Origin of the sequence: Desulfolutivibrio sulfodismutans DSM 3696, from assembly GCF_013376455.1 — a bacterium.
GTDB lineage: Bacteria > Desulfobacterota > Desulfovibrionia > Desulfovibrionales > Desulfovibrionaceae > Desulfolutivibrio > Desulfolutivibrio sulfodismutans.
Window position 1 is genome coordinate 696207 of the sequence record NZ_CP045504.1, and the last position, 15278, is coordinate 711484.

Sequence of the window (15278 nt, forward strand, 5' to 3'; positions counted from 1 at the left end):
ACGGATACCCGCCTCGGCCTGCGTAGCGCGAGTATCGTCTGACTTCTGGCGTTCACGCCGCCTGGGGCCTGTTCCCATGGCACGGGGGTTGCTTTGCTGCCCTTGGAGAGTCCCGGCCCGGTCGCCGCGTGGGATCAAAACATTCCGGGAAACGGCCCGAGGCGGGTGTCTGGCGGGAGTTTCCCCGGCCCCGGCCCGGAGGCTGCTTGTCCGCCATCATGCAAAACTGTAGCCTGACCCGACGTTTTTGCATTTCCCCTCACCACGGAGGTTGGCCAAAAGACCATGAAAGCCCTTGACGAACTGATGCGCTCCGTGCGCGACATGGCGGAAGAGGACGCCGCATCTGCGGATGCCCCCGTCGATCTGTTGCTCTACGCGCCCTGCCCGGTGAAGCTGGTGGTGAAGGACGGCATCGACCGCATTGCCGCCGACCATGCCCGGCGCGGCCGGGAACTCACGGTGCATATCCCCATGGGCTGCACCTCCGTGGACCCCTACGATCCCATCTACCGCGAATCCGACCCGGATCGGCTGCCCGGGGTCATCGGCTCCATCGGGTTCGGGGATTTCTGGCGGCGGGAGTTCGTTTCCCGCCACGTGCGGGCCGGACTTTTCGCCGCCGCCCCGGCGGCCCCCCTAAGCCCCCTGCACGAAAAGGCCGGGCTCCTCGATCCGCGCGGCCATTACACCCTCTACGGGGTCACCCCCTACCTTTTTCTGGCGGACACCCGCCGCCTGGGCGGCCTGCCCGTGCCGCAGGCCTGGGAAGACGTCCTGCATCCGCGTTACAAGGGCGAACTCATCATGTGCGGGGACGGCGACGACATGGCCGACGCCGTGATTTTAAACGTCTACAAAGAGTTCGGCATGGACGGACTGCGCGCCCTGGCGGCTAACTGCAAGGGCTTCATGCATTCCTCGTCCATGGTCAAATCCGCCGGGTCCGGCGATGAGTCGGCCGGGGCGGTGTATATCATCCCGGCCTTCTTCGCCGAGACCGTCACCCGGCCGGCGCATCTGCGGGTGGTCTGGCCTCGCGACGGCGCGGCGTCGAGCCCGTTGTATTTTCTGGCCAAAAAAAGCGAGCGGGAGCGTCTGGCCGAGGTCATCGCCTTTTTCGGGGACGGATTTGCGGGAATCGACAGCGCGGCCTGGTTTGCGCCCATGGCCGCTTCTGCGGCGGCCAGGCTTCCCCCCGAGGCCCGTCTCAAGTGGGTGGGCTGGGACTGGATCGAGGACAACGACGTCACCGAGCGCCGCGACACCTTAAACGCCCTTTTTCGGGACATGGTCCGGAAGGCGACATGCGCCTGATCACCGTGTCCGGGCCGCCCTCCTGCGGCAAGACCGCCGTATTGTCCAAGGCCTGCCGGGCACTCATGGACGCGGGCACGGCCTGCGCCGTGGTCAAGTTCGACTGCCTGCAAAGCCGCGACGGGGAGATCTACCGCGAGATCGGTGTGCCGGTATCCGTGGTCTTTTCCGGCGGCCTGTGCCCGGACCACTTTTATGCCTCGAACCTGGAAGAGGCCTTTGCCTGGGCCATGGGAACCGGCGCGGGATGCTTCGTCATCGAAACCGCCGGGTTGTGCAACCGCTGCTCGCCGCATCTGCGCGGGGCCCTTGGGCTGTGCGTCATCGACAACCTCATGGGCATCGACGCCCCGGCCAAGATCGGCCCCATGCTGCGGCTGGCCGACCTCGTGGTGGTCACCAAGGGCGATCTGGTCTCCCAGGCCGAACGCGAGGTGTACCGGCACCGCATCCGCCAGATGAACAGCCGGGCCGTGATCCGCCACGTCAACGGCCTAACCGGCCAAGGCTGCGCCGAATTGGCCCGGATCATGGAGCAGGCCCCGGATCTTTCCTCGGTCACGGACGTGAAGCTGCGGTTTTCCATGCCCGCCGCCGTCTGCTCCTATTGCCTGAGCGAAACCCGCATCGGCGTGCGCTACCAGAAGGGCAATGTGAAAAAGGCCCGTTTCGGAGGCGGCGATGTCCACGACGATCATTGAGGGCGTTTTCGTGCCCCGGACCATGACCCTGACCGCCGGACGCGACAAGTCGGGGCGGCCCGAGGCTTGCGACGTGTCGTTTGCCGCCGGGCAGGTCACGGCGCTTCTGGGGCCCACGGGCTCGGGCAAGAGCCGTTTTCTCTCGGACATCGAGTCCATGGCCCAGGGCGACACCCCAACCGGACGCACGCTCTTGCTCGACGGACGTTCCCCGGACGCGGACGAGCGTTTCGCCCTGACGGGCAGGCTGGTGGCCCAGCTCACCCAGAACATGAACTTTGTCCTGGACATGGGGGTGCTGGATTTTCTGACCACGCACGCCGAAAGCCGGGGGGCGGCCGACCCGAAAGATGTGGCCGACCGTGTCTTCGCCGCCGCCAATGCCCTGGCCGGGGAGCCGTTTTCCCCGGAGATCCAGCTCACCCAGCTTTCGGGCGGCCAGTCGCGGGCGCTTATGATCGCGGACACGGCGCTCCTTAGCTGGTCGCCGGTGCTGCTCATCGACGAGATCGAAAACGCCGGGGTGGACAAGAAAAAGGCCCTGGAGCTTTTGGTGCAAAGCGACAAGATCATCGTCATGGCCACCCATGATCCGGTCCTGGCCCTGTCGGCGCATCGGCGACTGGTCTTCGAGCATGGCGCGGTACGGGCCGTCGTGGAGCGCAGCGGCCGGGAGGAGGGCGTTCTGGCCAGGCTGTCGGCCATGGAGACGGAGATCTCCCGGGTGCGGGAGCGCCTGCGCCGCGGTGCGGCCGTGGACGGCTCGAAAGCCACATGATTCCCGACAACGACGCAAACGCGTTCCGGCATGGAACCACAAGGAGATCTGCGATGTACCGTCGTATCGTGGCCTGTGCGGTCGTGGCCGCTTTGGCGGTTTTTTTCGGAGCCTGGGTTCCGTCCTGGGGCTTGGCCGCCGAAATGACCCAGGACCAGGCCGCAAAGGCCCTGACGGACTTTTTTGCGGCCAAGCCCTACTATCCGATTTCTGCGGCCTGCCTGAAGATCACCCCCGGGGGATACAAAAACCGGGGGTTCGCCTTTACGGTGGACGCCACGGACTGCCTGGACGAGGAGGGCGGCAAGGCGGACTCCTGGCGGGTGGACGCCGTGACCGGAGAGGTCTTCGTCCAAAACGCCAAAGGGAAATATCAGGCCCCGGGCGTCGATGCCCGGCTTGTCTCGGCCGATGCGGCCGAGGCCCTTGTTCTGGCCCTGCCCGAGGTGCAAAAGGAGATGAAGGCCCACAAAAACGCCTTTCTCATGCTGGAAGGGCATCCCGACCGGGATATCCTGGCCGCGAACCCGGCCGAGGCCTTTTACGACTTCTATTTCGGCCACGACATGGGCGACCACACCACCCGGCTGTGGACCTTCCGGGTCAACGCCCTGAGCCGGGAGATGCTGGTCACCGACCCGGTGGAGGGCACGGATGTGTCCCTGGAGGCGTGGCGCAAGACTCTGTCGGGGAAATGATCCGCTTGTCGCCGCCATGAAACGGCGCACCATGGAAAACCGTCCGGGCAGTGGCTCCGGGCGGTTTTTGGCGTTGGGAGAGGGGGGGCGGCTATTCGGTCAGTATCCGTTTCGGGATGCCGTCCAGGTCGCCCTCGATAAGCTTTTTGGCCCGGTCGGCCAGTGTGGCGATCTCGGGTTTGGTCACCTGGTCGTCGGCCCCCACGGAAATGCCCTTGTGGTAGAGCTGGTGGTTGATCAGCGAGGAGAAAAGAATCACCGGCAGGGATTTGAGCACCGGGTCGTCCTTGATCTTTTTGCACAAGGAATGGCCGTCCATGGACGGCATCTCCAGGTCCGTGACCACCAGATCCACGTATTCGGAAAGCGGCACGCCCCGTTCGGCAGCCAGACGCTTCCATTCCGTAAGCCTGTTCCAGGCGTTTTGGCCGTTGATGTCCTGCTCCACGGAAAAGCCGTCCTTCTCCAGGTAGGAAACGATCAATCGACGAATGGAATTGGAATCGTCCACCACCAGGGTTTTGTAGTGGGTGCGATCCACCATGCCGTCCTTGCGGCCGGTGCGGTCCATGCGGATGGCCAGGGCGGGGTTCAAATCCCAGATGATCTGCTCCATATCCAGAAGCAGCAGGATGCGATCCTCGAACTTGACCACGCCCGTGAAGTTTCGGGCCGCAAATTGCGCGGTATAACCGCTTGGCGGCTCCACATCGTTCCAGCTCTTGCGGTGAATGCGGGTGACGCCCGAAACCATGAAGGCGTTGACCACCTTGTTGAACTCGGCCACGATGACCTTGGTGGACTCCGTGCGGGCCATGGGTTTGCCCAGCCACAGGCTCAGGTCGATGAGCGGAATGACCCTGGAGCGCAGGTTGAACGTGCCGATGACGCTGGGGTGCGGCATGTGCGGCATCTCCGTGACCGTGGGCAGACGGATGATTTCCAGCACCTTGGCCACGTTGACGCCGAAATAGGCCCGATAGGGCTTTTCATCGCCCTGAGCCTGCTCATCTATGTAAAACTCAATGATTTCAAATTCGTTTGTTCCGGCTTCAAGCAAAATATTGGTTTGCGACATGGTTGTTTGGCTCCGCTCCCATGTGTTTGCCCCCGGGGGGGGCTCGTGCGGCGCTGTCCCGGCCTACGCCATCAGATAGCGGGTCAGGCACGGACAGGCAGCGGGATTTATCCCGGATGAATTCTGTCTCCAAACACCCATACGCCGGGCGGGAGAGAAAATCTAGCCATCCCATGCCCCGGTTTTGTGACAGTCACGCTATCGTATCCGTTCTTCTTGAAAAAGACTTATTTTCTCCAATCGGCATATGGCGGCGTCCCGACCGGCCGTGATGAAAAAAGAACTTTGCCCCAGGCCATGGGGAATGGTACCAGAAAGACGGGGAGGGGGAGTTCCAACACGCAATGCCCGGCGAGGAGCCGTGCCATCACATGGGGGAGAGCTTTTCAGTGCCGAGGACAACCGCAGGGAGGACGTCCGTCGGGCACGGGCTGTATTTTTTGTGTCCGTTTCCCAACGTAGCCATCATCTTGGGGCTGGCGTGCGCCTTTTTTTTCCTGTCGCCCCCGCTCTCATCCTTTGCGGCGGACAAGACGCCGCCGCCCGATGGCGTGGCCTATGTCGTGGAGATCCAGGGCGTGGCCGATCCGGAGCTGGCGTCCCTGCTCGGTGAGGTCTCGAGCGTCAGACAGGCCCAGGATACGCCCTCGCCTTCGATCTTTCTGCTCAAGGGGCGGGCCGAATCCGACCTGGCCGCCTTCAAGGACGTCTTCAATTCCCGGGGATTTTTTGCGGCCGAAACCACTGTGGCTATCGACCAGCAGACCGCGCCGGTCAAGGTGATCTTCCAGGTCACGCTGGGGGATGCCTTCGTTTTGCGCGAGGTCCGGTTTACGCTTCCCGAGGGCGAGGAAAACCGCAAAGTGGATTTCCCGACTCCCAAAGACCTCGGGCTGGACATAAACGCCCCCTTTTCGGCCAAGGCCGTGCTGGCCGCCCAGGAAACCCTGCTGCGCCGCTTTCAGGAACAGGGCCGCCCTTTCCCGGATGTTGCCGAACGCAGGATCACGGCGGATTTCGCAGCCCATGCGGTCACGGTGTTGTGGCGGGTGGACCCGGGGCCGGACGCCGCGTTCGGGGAAACCGACATCCAGGGCCTGACCGAGGTGAACCCGGCGGTGGTGCGCCGGGAGATTCCCTGGAGCGTCGGACAGCCCTACGACATCCGTCTGGTGGAGCAGTTGCGCACCCGTCTGATGGCCCTGGGGCTTTTTTCCAGCATCGAGGCCCAGCCGAACCGGGAGCTCGACGCCAAGGACCGGGCCACCGTGGTCCTGCGGCTTCTGGAGCGCAAGCACCGCACCTTCAAGGGCGGGGTGGACTACAAAAGCGACGAGGGCCCGGGATTCACCCTGGGCTGGGAACACCGCAACCTCTTCGGCCAGGGCGAAAAATTGTCCCTGTCCGCCGGGGCCTCGCCCATCCGCCAATACGGCGAGGCTATGTTCGAGCTTCCGGCCCTGTGGCATCCCCGGCAAAAGCTGACCGCCAAGGCCCGCTACGCCAACGAGGAGCTGGAGGCGTACGTCGGCGAGAACTTCACAGCCACGACCCTTTTGCGCCGCGAAATGGGGGACCATCTCTCGGCCGCCGCCGGGCTGGGATACCGCCTGTCCATCATCTCCGAGGACAAAAGCCGTCCCTGGGAGTCCGGCAAGGACTATCATTTCGTCTTCGTTCCCATGGAGATGGCCTACGATTCCCGCGACGACCCCCTGGATCCCCAAAAGGGCTTCCTGACCAGCCTGTCCCTGGCCCCGTATGCCGGTACCGCCGGGCAGTCGGGCTTTGTACGCCCAGAGCTCAACGCGGCGTTCTACTGGCGGCTTTTCGACTCCCCGGACGTCATCTTCGCCAACCGGGGCTACCTGGGCGCGGACATCGGGGCGTCCATGGACGAACTGCCCTCGGATCTGCGCTTCTATGCCGGGGGCGGCGGCTCCATCCGGGGCTATCCCTACCAGACCGTGGGGCCTTTGCGCAGCAAGACCCCCACCGGCGGCCGATCCGTGTTCACCTTTTCCTCGGAACTGCGGGTCCGGCTCTCCGAATACGTGGGGGTCGTGCCCTTTCTGGACGGCGGCACGGCCTTCGCCGACGCGCTGCCGCCCTACCAGGAGTCCCTGCGTTTCGGCGCTGGCCTTGGGCTGCGGGTCTACACCCCCATCGGCCCCATCCGGGTGGACGTGGCCACACCGCTGAACCGCCGCGAAAACATCGACGACGTGGGGCAGTTTTACATCAGCATCGGGCAGGCCTTCTGATCGCCCGGGCGCGTGATCCGGACCCCGCCGCATGACCGCACCCCAGGGCCGACGCTGCACCCCAGGACAAGGAATCCCTTCGTGACGCATCCCCCCCGCACGGACCAGCCCCCTGCCGCCCCCCCCAGCCGGGCGCGCCGCGCCGGACGGCTGGCGCTTTTCGCCGTTATGGGCGTCCTTTTTGCCGTCGTGCTGCTGTTTGCCGGCATCCAGACCGGGCCTGGACGCACCGGGTTGTGCCGCCTTTTGGAGCGGGCCGTGGCCGCCACCCCCGGGCTGACAGCCAGGATCGACGGCCTGGAGGGGTTTTTGCCGTTTTCCGTCCGGGTGGGGACCATAGCCCTGATGGACCATGCCGGGCCATGGCTTGTGGTTGCCGATGCCCGTCTGGACTGGTCGCTGTGGGCGCTTTTTACGGGTCGGGTGGAGATCACCGAGATTTCGGCGGGCATCGTGCGGGTGTTGCGGACGCCCGATCTGCCGCCGGACGAAGAACCCGTGGCCATGGTCTGGCCGCCGACCCCTCCCGGCCTGCCGCCGATTCTGGTGGAGAGATTGGCCGTGAACCGGCTGATTCTCGACGCGCCCATATCAGGCGAACGCACCGAAACCGCCATCGCCGGGCGGATGTCGGAGCGGGGCGGGCTGGTGGAGGCCCTTTTGCGCGCCGACCGCCGGGACGGCCCCAAGGCATTCGCCCGGCTCACCTGCCGGGCGGACCTGGCCGCTTGGTCCCTGGCCGTGGACCTTTCCGCCGAAGAGACCCCGGGCGGCCCCCTGGGGCTGGCCCTTGATCCGTCCGGGGCCGACTGCCGCCGGGGGCCCCTGGTCGTGGCCCTGGCCGGGGAGGGACCGTTGGCCGACTGGACGGGCAGGCTGACCGCCCGCCTTGCCGACCGGCCCTTGGTGGAGTCGGACGTATCCCTTCGCGTCCCCCTGGCGGCCAAGGCCAGGGCCAGACTGGCGCTGACCGGCTTCGCCGCGCCGCTGCCGGGGATGCTTCCCCCCAATGCCGCGGCCGTGGCCGAACGGATCGATTTTTCCCTGGCCGGGGGCACGGTTCTCGGAACGGACGCGATCTTTGTGGATCCCTCGTGGGTCACCGTCGGCCCAGCCCGCCTGGAAGTCTCGGGACAAACCGATCCGGACGCCGGAAGCATGGGCCTTGACGCCTCCCTGAACATCCCCAATCTCGCGCCCCTGGCATCCCTGGCCGGTGAGATCGGCGGGGCCTTTTCGGCCCGCCTGACGGCCTCGGGCGACCTGAACCGGCCCACGGCGCGCCTGACCCTGGCCGCCAGGGACGTGCAGACCCCCCAGGCGGGAATGTCGTCCGCCGCCTTGTCCTTCGATTTTTCCCCTGTCGCGGATCTTGGGCCGGTCTTTCCGGGACTCGGCGTCACGGGCGGCGGCCAGATCACCGGCCTGCGCGGCCCTGGCGGTGCGCTTTTTGCGGGCCATGCCCTGGTGCTGGCCCTGGACGCCGGACTGTCCGCGAACATGGACGCGGCCGTGCGCTCCCTGTCCGTCACGGCCGGTGGGCTTGCCGTCACCGCCCAGGGCGATCTGTCCCGGACCCGGCCCATGCAGGCCGCCTGCCGGATCACCCTGGCCGACCTGGGGGAGCTGGCCACAGGCCTGGGGCTGCCCCTGTCCGGGGCCTTTCGGGCCGATGCGGCGGTTTCCGGACAGCCTGACGGCCAGGGGATTGGAGTGGAGCTTTCCGGCGGCCTGACCGGTCTTTCCGCCGCCGGGGAACCCGCCGCCGCTCTGATCGCGCATCTTTTTGGGCAATCCCCCACCTTTTCGGCCAAGGCCCGGATCGAGGGCCAAGCCATCACCGTTCCGGAACTTGCCCTGAGCGGCAAAAACCTGCGTCTGGCCGCCGAGGCCCGGGCCGACCTGGCCGGACGGACCATAGCCTCCACAACCACGCTGGACCTGCCGGACCTGGAGGCCCTTTCCCCGGCGGCAGGCCTCCCCCTGCGCGGCGGACTGGACCTTGCGGCCACCCTCTCCGGACGCCTGGATTCCCCGGACGCCGCGGCCGACATCCGCCTTTCCGGCCTGCGGATCGGGGATATGCCTGCGGCCTCGGGCGACATCCGCCTGACGGCGTCGGATCTGGCCGGTCAGCTCCGGGGGCGGGTTGCGGCCACGGCGGCGGTCGGCGGGGAACGGCTGGGGCTTGAGGCCGAAGTCGCCATGCCGCCGGGACGGGTTGAGGTGAGCGGCCTGACCCTGTCCGGCCCCGGGGCGAAGATGACGGGGCAGGCCCGTCTGGCCCTGGACAGCGGCCTGTTGTCCGGAAACCTGTCGGGATCGTCCGCCGATCTGGGCCGCCTGGGGGCCATGCTCGGCTCGTCACTGTCCGGGAGCTTCGCCCTGGACGCCCGGTTCGCGGCGCAGGGCGGCGGGCAGGGCGTCACGGCCTCCCTGACGGGCAAGGGCCTGGGGCTGCCCGGGGCCACCGTCGCGGCCGTGTCGTTGTCCGCCGAGCTTTCGGATGTCCTGCGCTCCCCCCGGGGGAAGCTCAGTCTGACCGCAAGCGGGGCCAAGGCCCCGGGCGCGACGGTATCCTCCCTGGAGGTCACGGCCTCGGGGCGCGACGGCAAGGGCCTGGATTTTTCCATCCAAAGCGCGGCCGCCCTGGACGCCGTAGGGCCGATTCGGTGCGACATGGCCGGGCGGGCCGCGCCCGGGCCGGATGGCCTGGGCCTGGAATTGACCAGGCTTGCCGCCAAGGTGGCCGACCTGCCCGTGACGCTTCAGCAAAAGGCCGCCCTGATTCTGGCCGGGGACCGGCTGTCCGTCACCGGCCTGCGCCTGGGCCTGGGCAAGACCCTGCTTGCGGCGGACGGCGGCTACAACGCCCAAAAAGCCGACCTGAAGGTGACGGTTACGGACGTGTCCCTGCCCGAGCTGGCCGCATTCGGCGCGCCGGGGATGACGGGAACGGCCAGGGCCGAGGCCAGGGTGTCCGGCTCCGGAACCCGGCCCGAGGCGTCCCTGCGCCTGACGGCCCAGGGGATCGGGATGCCCGTAGGGGCGGCCGGGGCGGCCGGAGCAGGCAGACGGGGCGGCCATGGTGGCCAGGGCGGCCAAAGTGGGTCGCCTTCCCTGGCCGTGGATGTGACCGCGAGCGTGGGGCAGGGGGGGATTCAGGCCGCCCTGGCGGCCTCGGGCCTGGGCAAGGCCCCATTGGCGGCCCGGGTGGCCCTTCCGGCCCGTTTCAGCCTGACGCCCTTCGCCTTCGAGACGCCCCCGGACGGCGCCCTGTCGGGAAGCCTGACGGCGGATGTGGAGCTTGCGGATTTTGCGGCGCTTCTGGCCCAGGCCAACACCCGGGCCACGGGGCGGCTCACGGCCGACATGTCGGTCACAGGCGCCCTGGCGACGCCGGTATTGAGCGGCAAGGCCGGGCTTTCCGGGGGGACTGTCGAAAACGCCGACACGGGCATGCGCCTCAAAGACCTGCATCTGGCTGTTGAGGCCTCAGGCAGGCAGATTCGCCTGGTGGATCTCTCCGCCAAGGACTACGGCAAAGGGACCATGCGCGTTTCCGGCCAGGCCGACCTCTCGCCGGGGGAGGGTTTTTCCCTGGACATGGCGGCCGTGCTGAGCGCCCTGACCGTGGCGGACATGGACCTGGCCAAGGCCACCCTGTCCGGCGAGGTTGCGGCCTCGGGCAAGGGAAGCGCCCTGGCGGTGAAGGGGAAACTTTTTGTCGGCCCGGCCCAGGTAAACATCCCCTCCCGGCTGCCGCCCGACGTCAGCCAGGTGGCGGTGGTCGAGATCAACAATCCTGCCGCGCCGCCCCCGTCGGAAAAACGGAAAGCCGCCGCACCGGCCGTGGCCTCGGACATGTCCCTGGACGTGACCGTGGGCGTGGGAAACGGGGTCTATGTCCGGGGCATGGGCCTGGAATCGGAGTGGCAGGGGGAGGTGGCCGTGCGCGGCACGGCTGCCGCGCCGCACGTCACCGGCGGGGTGCATACCCTCCAGGGGGGCGGCGTGGAATTTTTCGGGCGGCGTCTGGAACTGGTCAAGGGCCGGGTGTCGTTTAGCGGCGGCACGCCCCCCGATCCCGAGTTGGACGTGGAGGCCAGCATCGCCGCCAGCGACGCCACCTGCGGCGTCGTGGTCACGGGTTCGGCCTCGGCCCCCAAGATCACCCTGACCTCGGACCCGCCCCTGCCCCGGGACGAGATCCTGGCCCGCATCCTGTTCGGGCAAAGCGCCGGGACCATCACCGCCTTCCAGGGCCTGCAGATGGCCCAGGCCGGGGCGGCGCTCATGTCCGGGGGCGGTACGTCGCTTGACCTGTTGTCGCGGACCCGGCGGCTGGCCGGGCTTGACGAGTTGGATTTCGTTCCCGGCCAGGGCGGCCTGGAATCCACCCGCCTGCGGGCCGCCAAGTATCTGGCCAAGGGCGTGAAGGTCACGGTGGACCAAGGCGCGGCCGCCGACAGCGGCTCGGTGGCCGTGGAGGTGGACATCACGCCCAACATCAGCCTGGAAAGCAAGGTGGGTGCGGATTCCAACCAGGGCGTGGGCGTCAATTGGAAGTGGGATTACTGAGGCGGACGGTTGATTTGGGCCTGCGGCTGTCCGGCAACGGCAACGTCCATGACCACGCCAAGCCTGCATCGGCATGCTGGCGGGGAGCACTGGACGGCGATCATGACCTGCCGACGGGGTCTCGTCCGGATCATTTCCGTGCGCCGGTCACGAAAAGATGCGGTGGAAGCCTATGAAAGCGAAGACTTTTGACACGCAGTTTGACGACGGCGCAAGCGTCCTGCCTGTTGCGGACATGGCCAAGGCCGCCCGCCCCAACAAGCTTAGGCGCGTCAATGTGGACTTTCCTGAATGGATGGTGGAGGCGCTGGATACGGAAGCCCGCCGCCTTGGGGTCAGTCGGCAGGCCCTGGTCAAGGTGTGGATAGCCAATTGCCTTGCGCAGGAGTCGCAGAGCGTTCGCTGACAAAAGGTGCCAGAGGGCTTGACGGTGTGCTGATATCGCCCGGCCAGGGTGATTTTCAGGGATATCCCCGGACAAAGAAAAACTCCGGGTCCGACTTGTGGCGACGCGAGGGTGGACGAATGCGGGGAGGGGGGGTGAACGGGTGATTTGCGGAGAGGGTTTGCTTTCTGGGATATTGTGAGCGCAGGACTTGCGGTGTGTCAAATCATAGTTTATATATAATTTTGCGCAGCTAGCCCCATGGCCATTGAGGAGTGATGGCGTATCTGTTCCTCATTAACAGATTTTCGCTCAAGTCTTTTCCGGTCGTGTGAAGGCGGCTGCGCAATTTTTAATCTAGCCCCATCCCTCTTCTCATTTCGTATACCGAATAAAACCATATTTTTTGACTGACAGAATATGGACAAATGAGACGGTTCCTACGCAGGATAACTTGAAGAACGCTCTGATGACGATGTGGAAACGAAACATTTGCCCGGAGACCAATATAATCAACAACAATGGTGTTCCCATCTGGAAACAATTGGTGGTGAGCATGCCCTAAATTGAAGACCTGCGAACATTTATAAACCATCGCTTTCGCTGCTCCTAGTAATAACCATGATTGTACAATTCTTTCTGGCAAGCGAGATCTGCGAGTCATATGCTTCCATCCGACGCGATTAACAAATATTTTCCCAAGTGTTGGATTACTGCATTGATCTGTATCGCTTCTCCAGCGTTTATAAAAGTTCCAGGCATCATTCCGTAGCGATTCATTTTTTCCTAGCTTGGGCAATACCAAGTCTTTTCTTAGCAGCATTATTTCTTCAAGCCGTCTATCGGCGGAGACAGGGCCACAAAGCTTATGAAAATCGCTTTTAGAATGATGAGCAAAGCGCTGTGACTTTGGAACAAGTATCATTCCACCATTAGTTGATGAGTAGCTGGCCGCATCTCTCAAATTTGTCCACCAAGCTGGGGGATCCCTTCTGTTTATTTTATCGTCAACGAAGATGAGAACCGCAGGGCCAGGAACACTGGCCCATCTTGGGCGATGGGTGTCGATGTAATTTTTGTCGAGTTGAACGCCAATGTGGTCTGGATATTGATTTTGATCTTTTCTGTAACCATCTCCGCCACATTTCACTTGAACAAAAACGACTCCACCTGTATCAGTTGGCCTCTTACTTCCACGTCGCATTAGTATTATTCCATCTATAGCATCATCATTCTGGGAATCATATGCTTGCCAGCCACTCTCCCAATCTCCTTCAACAATCCTAGAAACAGCATTAACCCCAATTCTTTCTTTAACACGATTACTTGTTTTATATTCAGACATACTTATGCCTCGTTGCTCAGGTTGATAAAATCGTAAATCAACAATCAATCATTTTAACTGCTCTTTTTGCTTAGGATAACATGACCCATTGGTGAAGTAATTCAGCATTTTTCGACGAGTTGAAAGAATATTCATTGATATTATTACGGGGCAGAAGGGGGGAAATAAAATAAGTCCGGTCTGGTGCCCGGACATCAAGCGGATTTGATGGGTTTTATCCGGACATCTGAGAACAACTGAAAACGAAAAACGCTTCTAAAGTCAAAGGATTACGGATGAATGCGGAGTGCTGCGGATATTGAATTGGCGGAGAGGGTGGGATTCGAACCCACGTGCAGGCTATTAACCCACAACCCGATTTCGAGTCGGGCCCGTTACGGCCACTTCGGTACCTCTCCGCGCTCGGTTCGCGACAGCGAATGAATTTAGTATAATAGCCGCTTCGCAGGGATTAGGCAAGACTTTCATGCCCGGTTTCCTGCCGGATTCTCCCGCTCCAGATGAAGCCGCTTGGGCCGGGCCGCGCCTCCCATGCCGACTCCCGGCCGGATTCGCCCGCTAAAGGCCCTTCAGGCGGCGATTCACCGTTTCAGCCGGTTCGGATTCCGAGCGGCCAGCCAGGGGAGGCCTCCGTCCAGGCGGCGCCCGCCGTCCCCGCCACATCCGCCGTGGCCGGACGCTCCCGCCGGACCTTGAAAAACTGCCGCAGCATTCCGGCGCATTCGTCGTTCCGGATGCCGCCGAAAACCTTCAAGCGATGGTTTAAAAAAGGCAGATCCATGGCCGCCAGCCGACTCCCGGCCGCCCCCGTCCTGGGATCGGCCGCGCCAAAAACCAGCAGTCCGACCCGGGCGTGCACCATGGCCCCCATGCACATCAGGCACGGTTCAAGGGTGCAGACCAGGATGCAGTCCGAAAGCCGGTAGTTGCCCAGGCGCTCGGCCGCCTGGCGCAGGGCCAGCACCTCGGCGTGGGCCGTGGGATCCCCAAGGCGCAAAGGGGAATTCCCGGCCTGGGCCAGAAGCTCCCCACGGGAGGAATAGACGGCCGCGCCCACGGGCACATCCCCGAAGGCCGCCGCGCGCCTGGCCTCGGCCAGGGCCGGGTCCATGGCCGCCTCCCATGACCCCGGCGGGGTCGGGCAGGGCGGCGCTTCGGCCAGGATCAGGGAAGGGGCGTCGCACGCGTCCATAGTGGATTCCGGATAGACCGCGCTGTCGGGCCATGCCCCCCGGCAGGGGGGACGCCGGGGAGAGGGGCATCCTGTCCGGCCCGGCGGCAAAGCGGGTCAGGTCGAGGATTTGAGGTAGGCCACGCCGTTTTCCAGAAGCACGGTGCCCAGGATCGAGGTCTCGCCCCGGGTCCAGCCGGGATGGTTGGTCGGATGGTTGAAGGCCTCGGGGTGGGGCATAAGCCCCAGGATGCGGCCCGTGGGGTCCGTCAGCCCGGCGATGCCCTGGGGGGAGCCGTTGGGATTTTTCGGGTATTCTTCCGTGGGCAGGCCCGTGGCCGGGTCGGCGTATTGCAGGGCCACCAGGTTCTCGGCCCACAGGGCGTCCAAAACGGCCTGATTCTTGGGGACGAGCTTGCCCTCGCCGTGGCGCACGGGCAGATCGATGCGCGAAATTCCCCGGGTGAAGACGCAGGGGCAGGCCGGATTGGCCGCAAGCGTCACCCAGCGGTCCTCGAAGCGGCCGGAATCGTTGTTGGACAAAGACAGTTCACGAACGAAATATTTGCCGAAAAGGCCGGGCAAAAGACCGATTTTGACCAGGAGCTGGAAGCCGTTGCAGATGCCCAGGATCAGCCCGCCAGCCTCGAAAAAGGCCTTGAGCTGGTCGATGACCGCCTCGCCTGTGCGGGTTTTGGCGTGGGTCCAGCGCAGGGCTGCGGCCTGGGCCGCGCCCAGGTCGTCGCCGTCCAGGAACCCCCCGGGAAAGATCAGAAAATTGTAATCGGCAAGCCGGGTGCGCCCGGCCGTGACGTCCGAGAAATAGGCGATATCGGTGACGTCGGAACCGGCCTGGGTCGCGGCGAACGCCGATTCGACCTCGCAATTGGTTCCAAAACCGGTGATCACGAGGGTTTTCACCTTGGGCATGACGGATTCCTCCGGGGGGGTTCCTTGAAA

The 15278-nt window shown here is 64.5% G+C and carries 11 protein-coding genes and 1 tRNA gene; 7 read left to right on the plus strand and 5 right to left on the minus strand.

Translation table 11 applies throughout. The features are described from left to right. Window positions 1-285: 285 nt before the first annotated feature. From GD606_RS03350 to GD606_RS03365, 4 genes are read left to right on the plus strand one after another with little or no spacing between them, the layout of a single operon-like run. A complete protein-coding gene (locus GD606_RS03350; RefSeq protein WP_163301986.1) occupies window positions 286-1317 on the plus strand; it encodes an ABC transporter substrate-binding protein in 1032 nt (343 codons plus the stop codon). Continuing rightward, complete coding sequence (locus GD606_RS03355) at window positions 1308-2018, plus strand: GTP-binding protein (RefSeq protein ID WP_163301985.1); 711 nt, start codon at window positions 1308-1310, stop codon at window positions 2016-2018. The genes GD606_RS03350 and GD606_RS03355 overlap by 10 nt, the downstream gene beginning before the upstream one ends. Continuing rightward, window positions 1999-2796, plus strand: a complete 798-nt coding sequence (locus tag GD606_RS03360; RefSeq protein ID WP_163301984.1) for an ATP-binding cassette domain-containing protein — start codon at window positions 1999-2001, stop codon at window positions 2794-2796. Before GD606_RS03355 ends, GD606_RS03360 begins: the two co-directional genes overlap by 20 nt. A 53-nt stretch (window positions 2797-2849) precedes the next feature. Further along, window positions 2850-3494: a hypothetical protein gene (locus tag GD606_RS03365; RefSeq protein ID WP_163301983.1), complete on the plus strand. Its 645-nt coding sequence runs from the start codon at window positions 2850-2852 to the stop codon at window positions 3492-3494. 91 nt (window positions 3495-3585) lie between these two features. Here GD606_RS03365 and GD606_RS03370 read toward each other — a convergent pair whose 3' ends face one another. Next, on the minus strand, window positions 3586-4572 hold the full coding sequence (locus GD606_RS03370) for a chemotaxis protein (protein ID WP_163301982.1): 987 nt from the start codon (window positions 4570-4572) through the stop codon (window positions 3586-3588). Window positions 4573-5042: 470 nt separating this feature from the next. Between GD606_RS03370 and GD606_RS03375 the strand changes: the two genes are divergently transcribed. The 3 genes from GD606_RS03375 to brnA all read left to right on the plus strand — a co-directional run bounded on the left by GD606_RS03375 (window position 5043) and on the right by brnA (window position 11823). Continuing rightward, window positions 5043-6836, plus strand: a complete 1794-nt coding sequence (locus GD606_RS03375) for an autotransporter assembly complex protein TamA (RefSeq protein WP_163301981.1) — start codon at window positions 5043-5045, stop codon at window positions 6834-6836. Between the two features lie 81 nt (window positions 6837-6917). Next, window positions 6918-11417: a translocation/assembly module TamB domain-containing protein gene (locus tag GD606_RS03380; RefSeq protein WP_176629191.1), complete on the plus strand. Its 4500-nt coding sequence runs from the start codon at window positions 6918-6920 to the stop codon at window positions 11415-11417. A gap of 172 nt (window positions 11418-11589) precedes the next feature. Beyond that, window positions 11590-11823: a type II toxin-antitoxin system BrnA family antitoxin gene (gene brnA / locus GD606_RS03385; RefSeq protein WP_163302983.1), complete on the plus strand. Its 234-nt coding sequence runs from the start codon at window positions 11590-11592 to the stop codon at window positions 11821-11823. 331 nt (window positions 11824-12154) lie between these two features. Here the strand turns inward: brnA and GD606_RS03390 are convergent, their stop codons facing one another. From GD606_RS03390 to GD606_RS03405, 4 genes are all read right to left on the minus strand, one after another. Continuing rightward, window positions 12155-13147 (minus strand): DUF4365 domain-containing protein, encoded by a 993-nt coding sequence (locus GD606_RS03390; protein WP_163302982.1) that lies wholly within the window; start codon window positions 13145-13147, stop codon window positions 12155-12157. 304 nt (window positions 13148-13451) lie between these two features. Then, window positions 13452-13545 (minus strand) — tRNA-Ser (locus GD606_RS03395). 191 nt (window positions 13546-13736) lie between these two features. After that, window positions 13737-14339, minus strand: a complete 603-nt coding sequence (gene tadA / locus GD606_RS03400; RefSeq protein WP_281362034.1) for a tRNA adenosine(34) deaminase TadA — start codon at window positions 14337-14339, stop codon at window positions 13737-13739. A 96-nt stretch (window positions 14340-14435) separates the two neighbouring features. Further along, complete coding sequence (locus tag GD606_RS03405) at window positions 14436-15248, minus strand: phosphoribosylformylglycinamidine synthase subunit PurQ (protein WP_163302981.1); 813 nt, start codon at window positions 15246-15248, stop codon at window positions 14436-14438. Window positions 15249-15278: the final 30 nt, after the last annotated feature.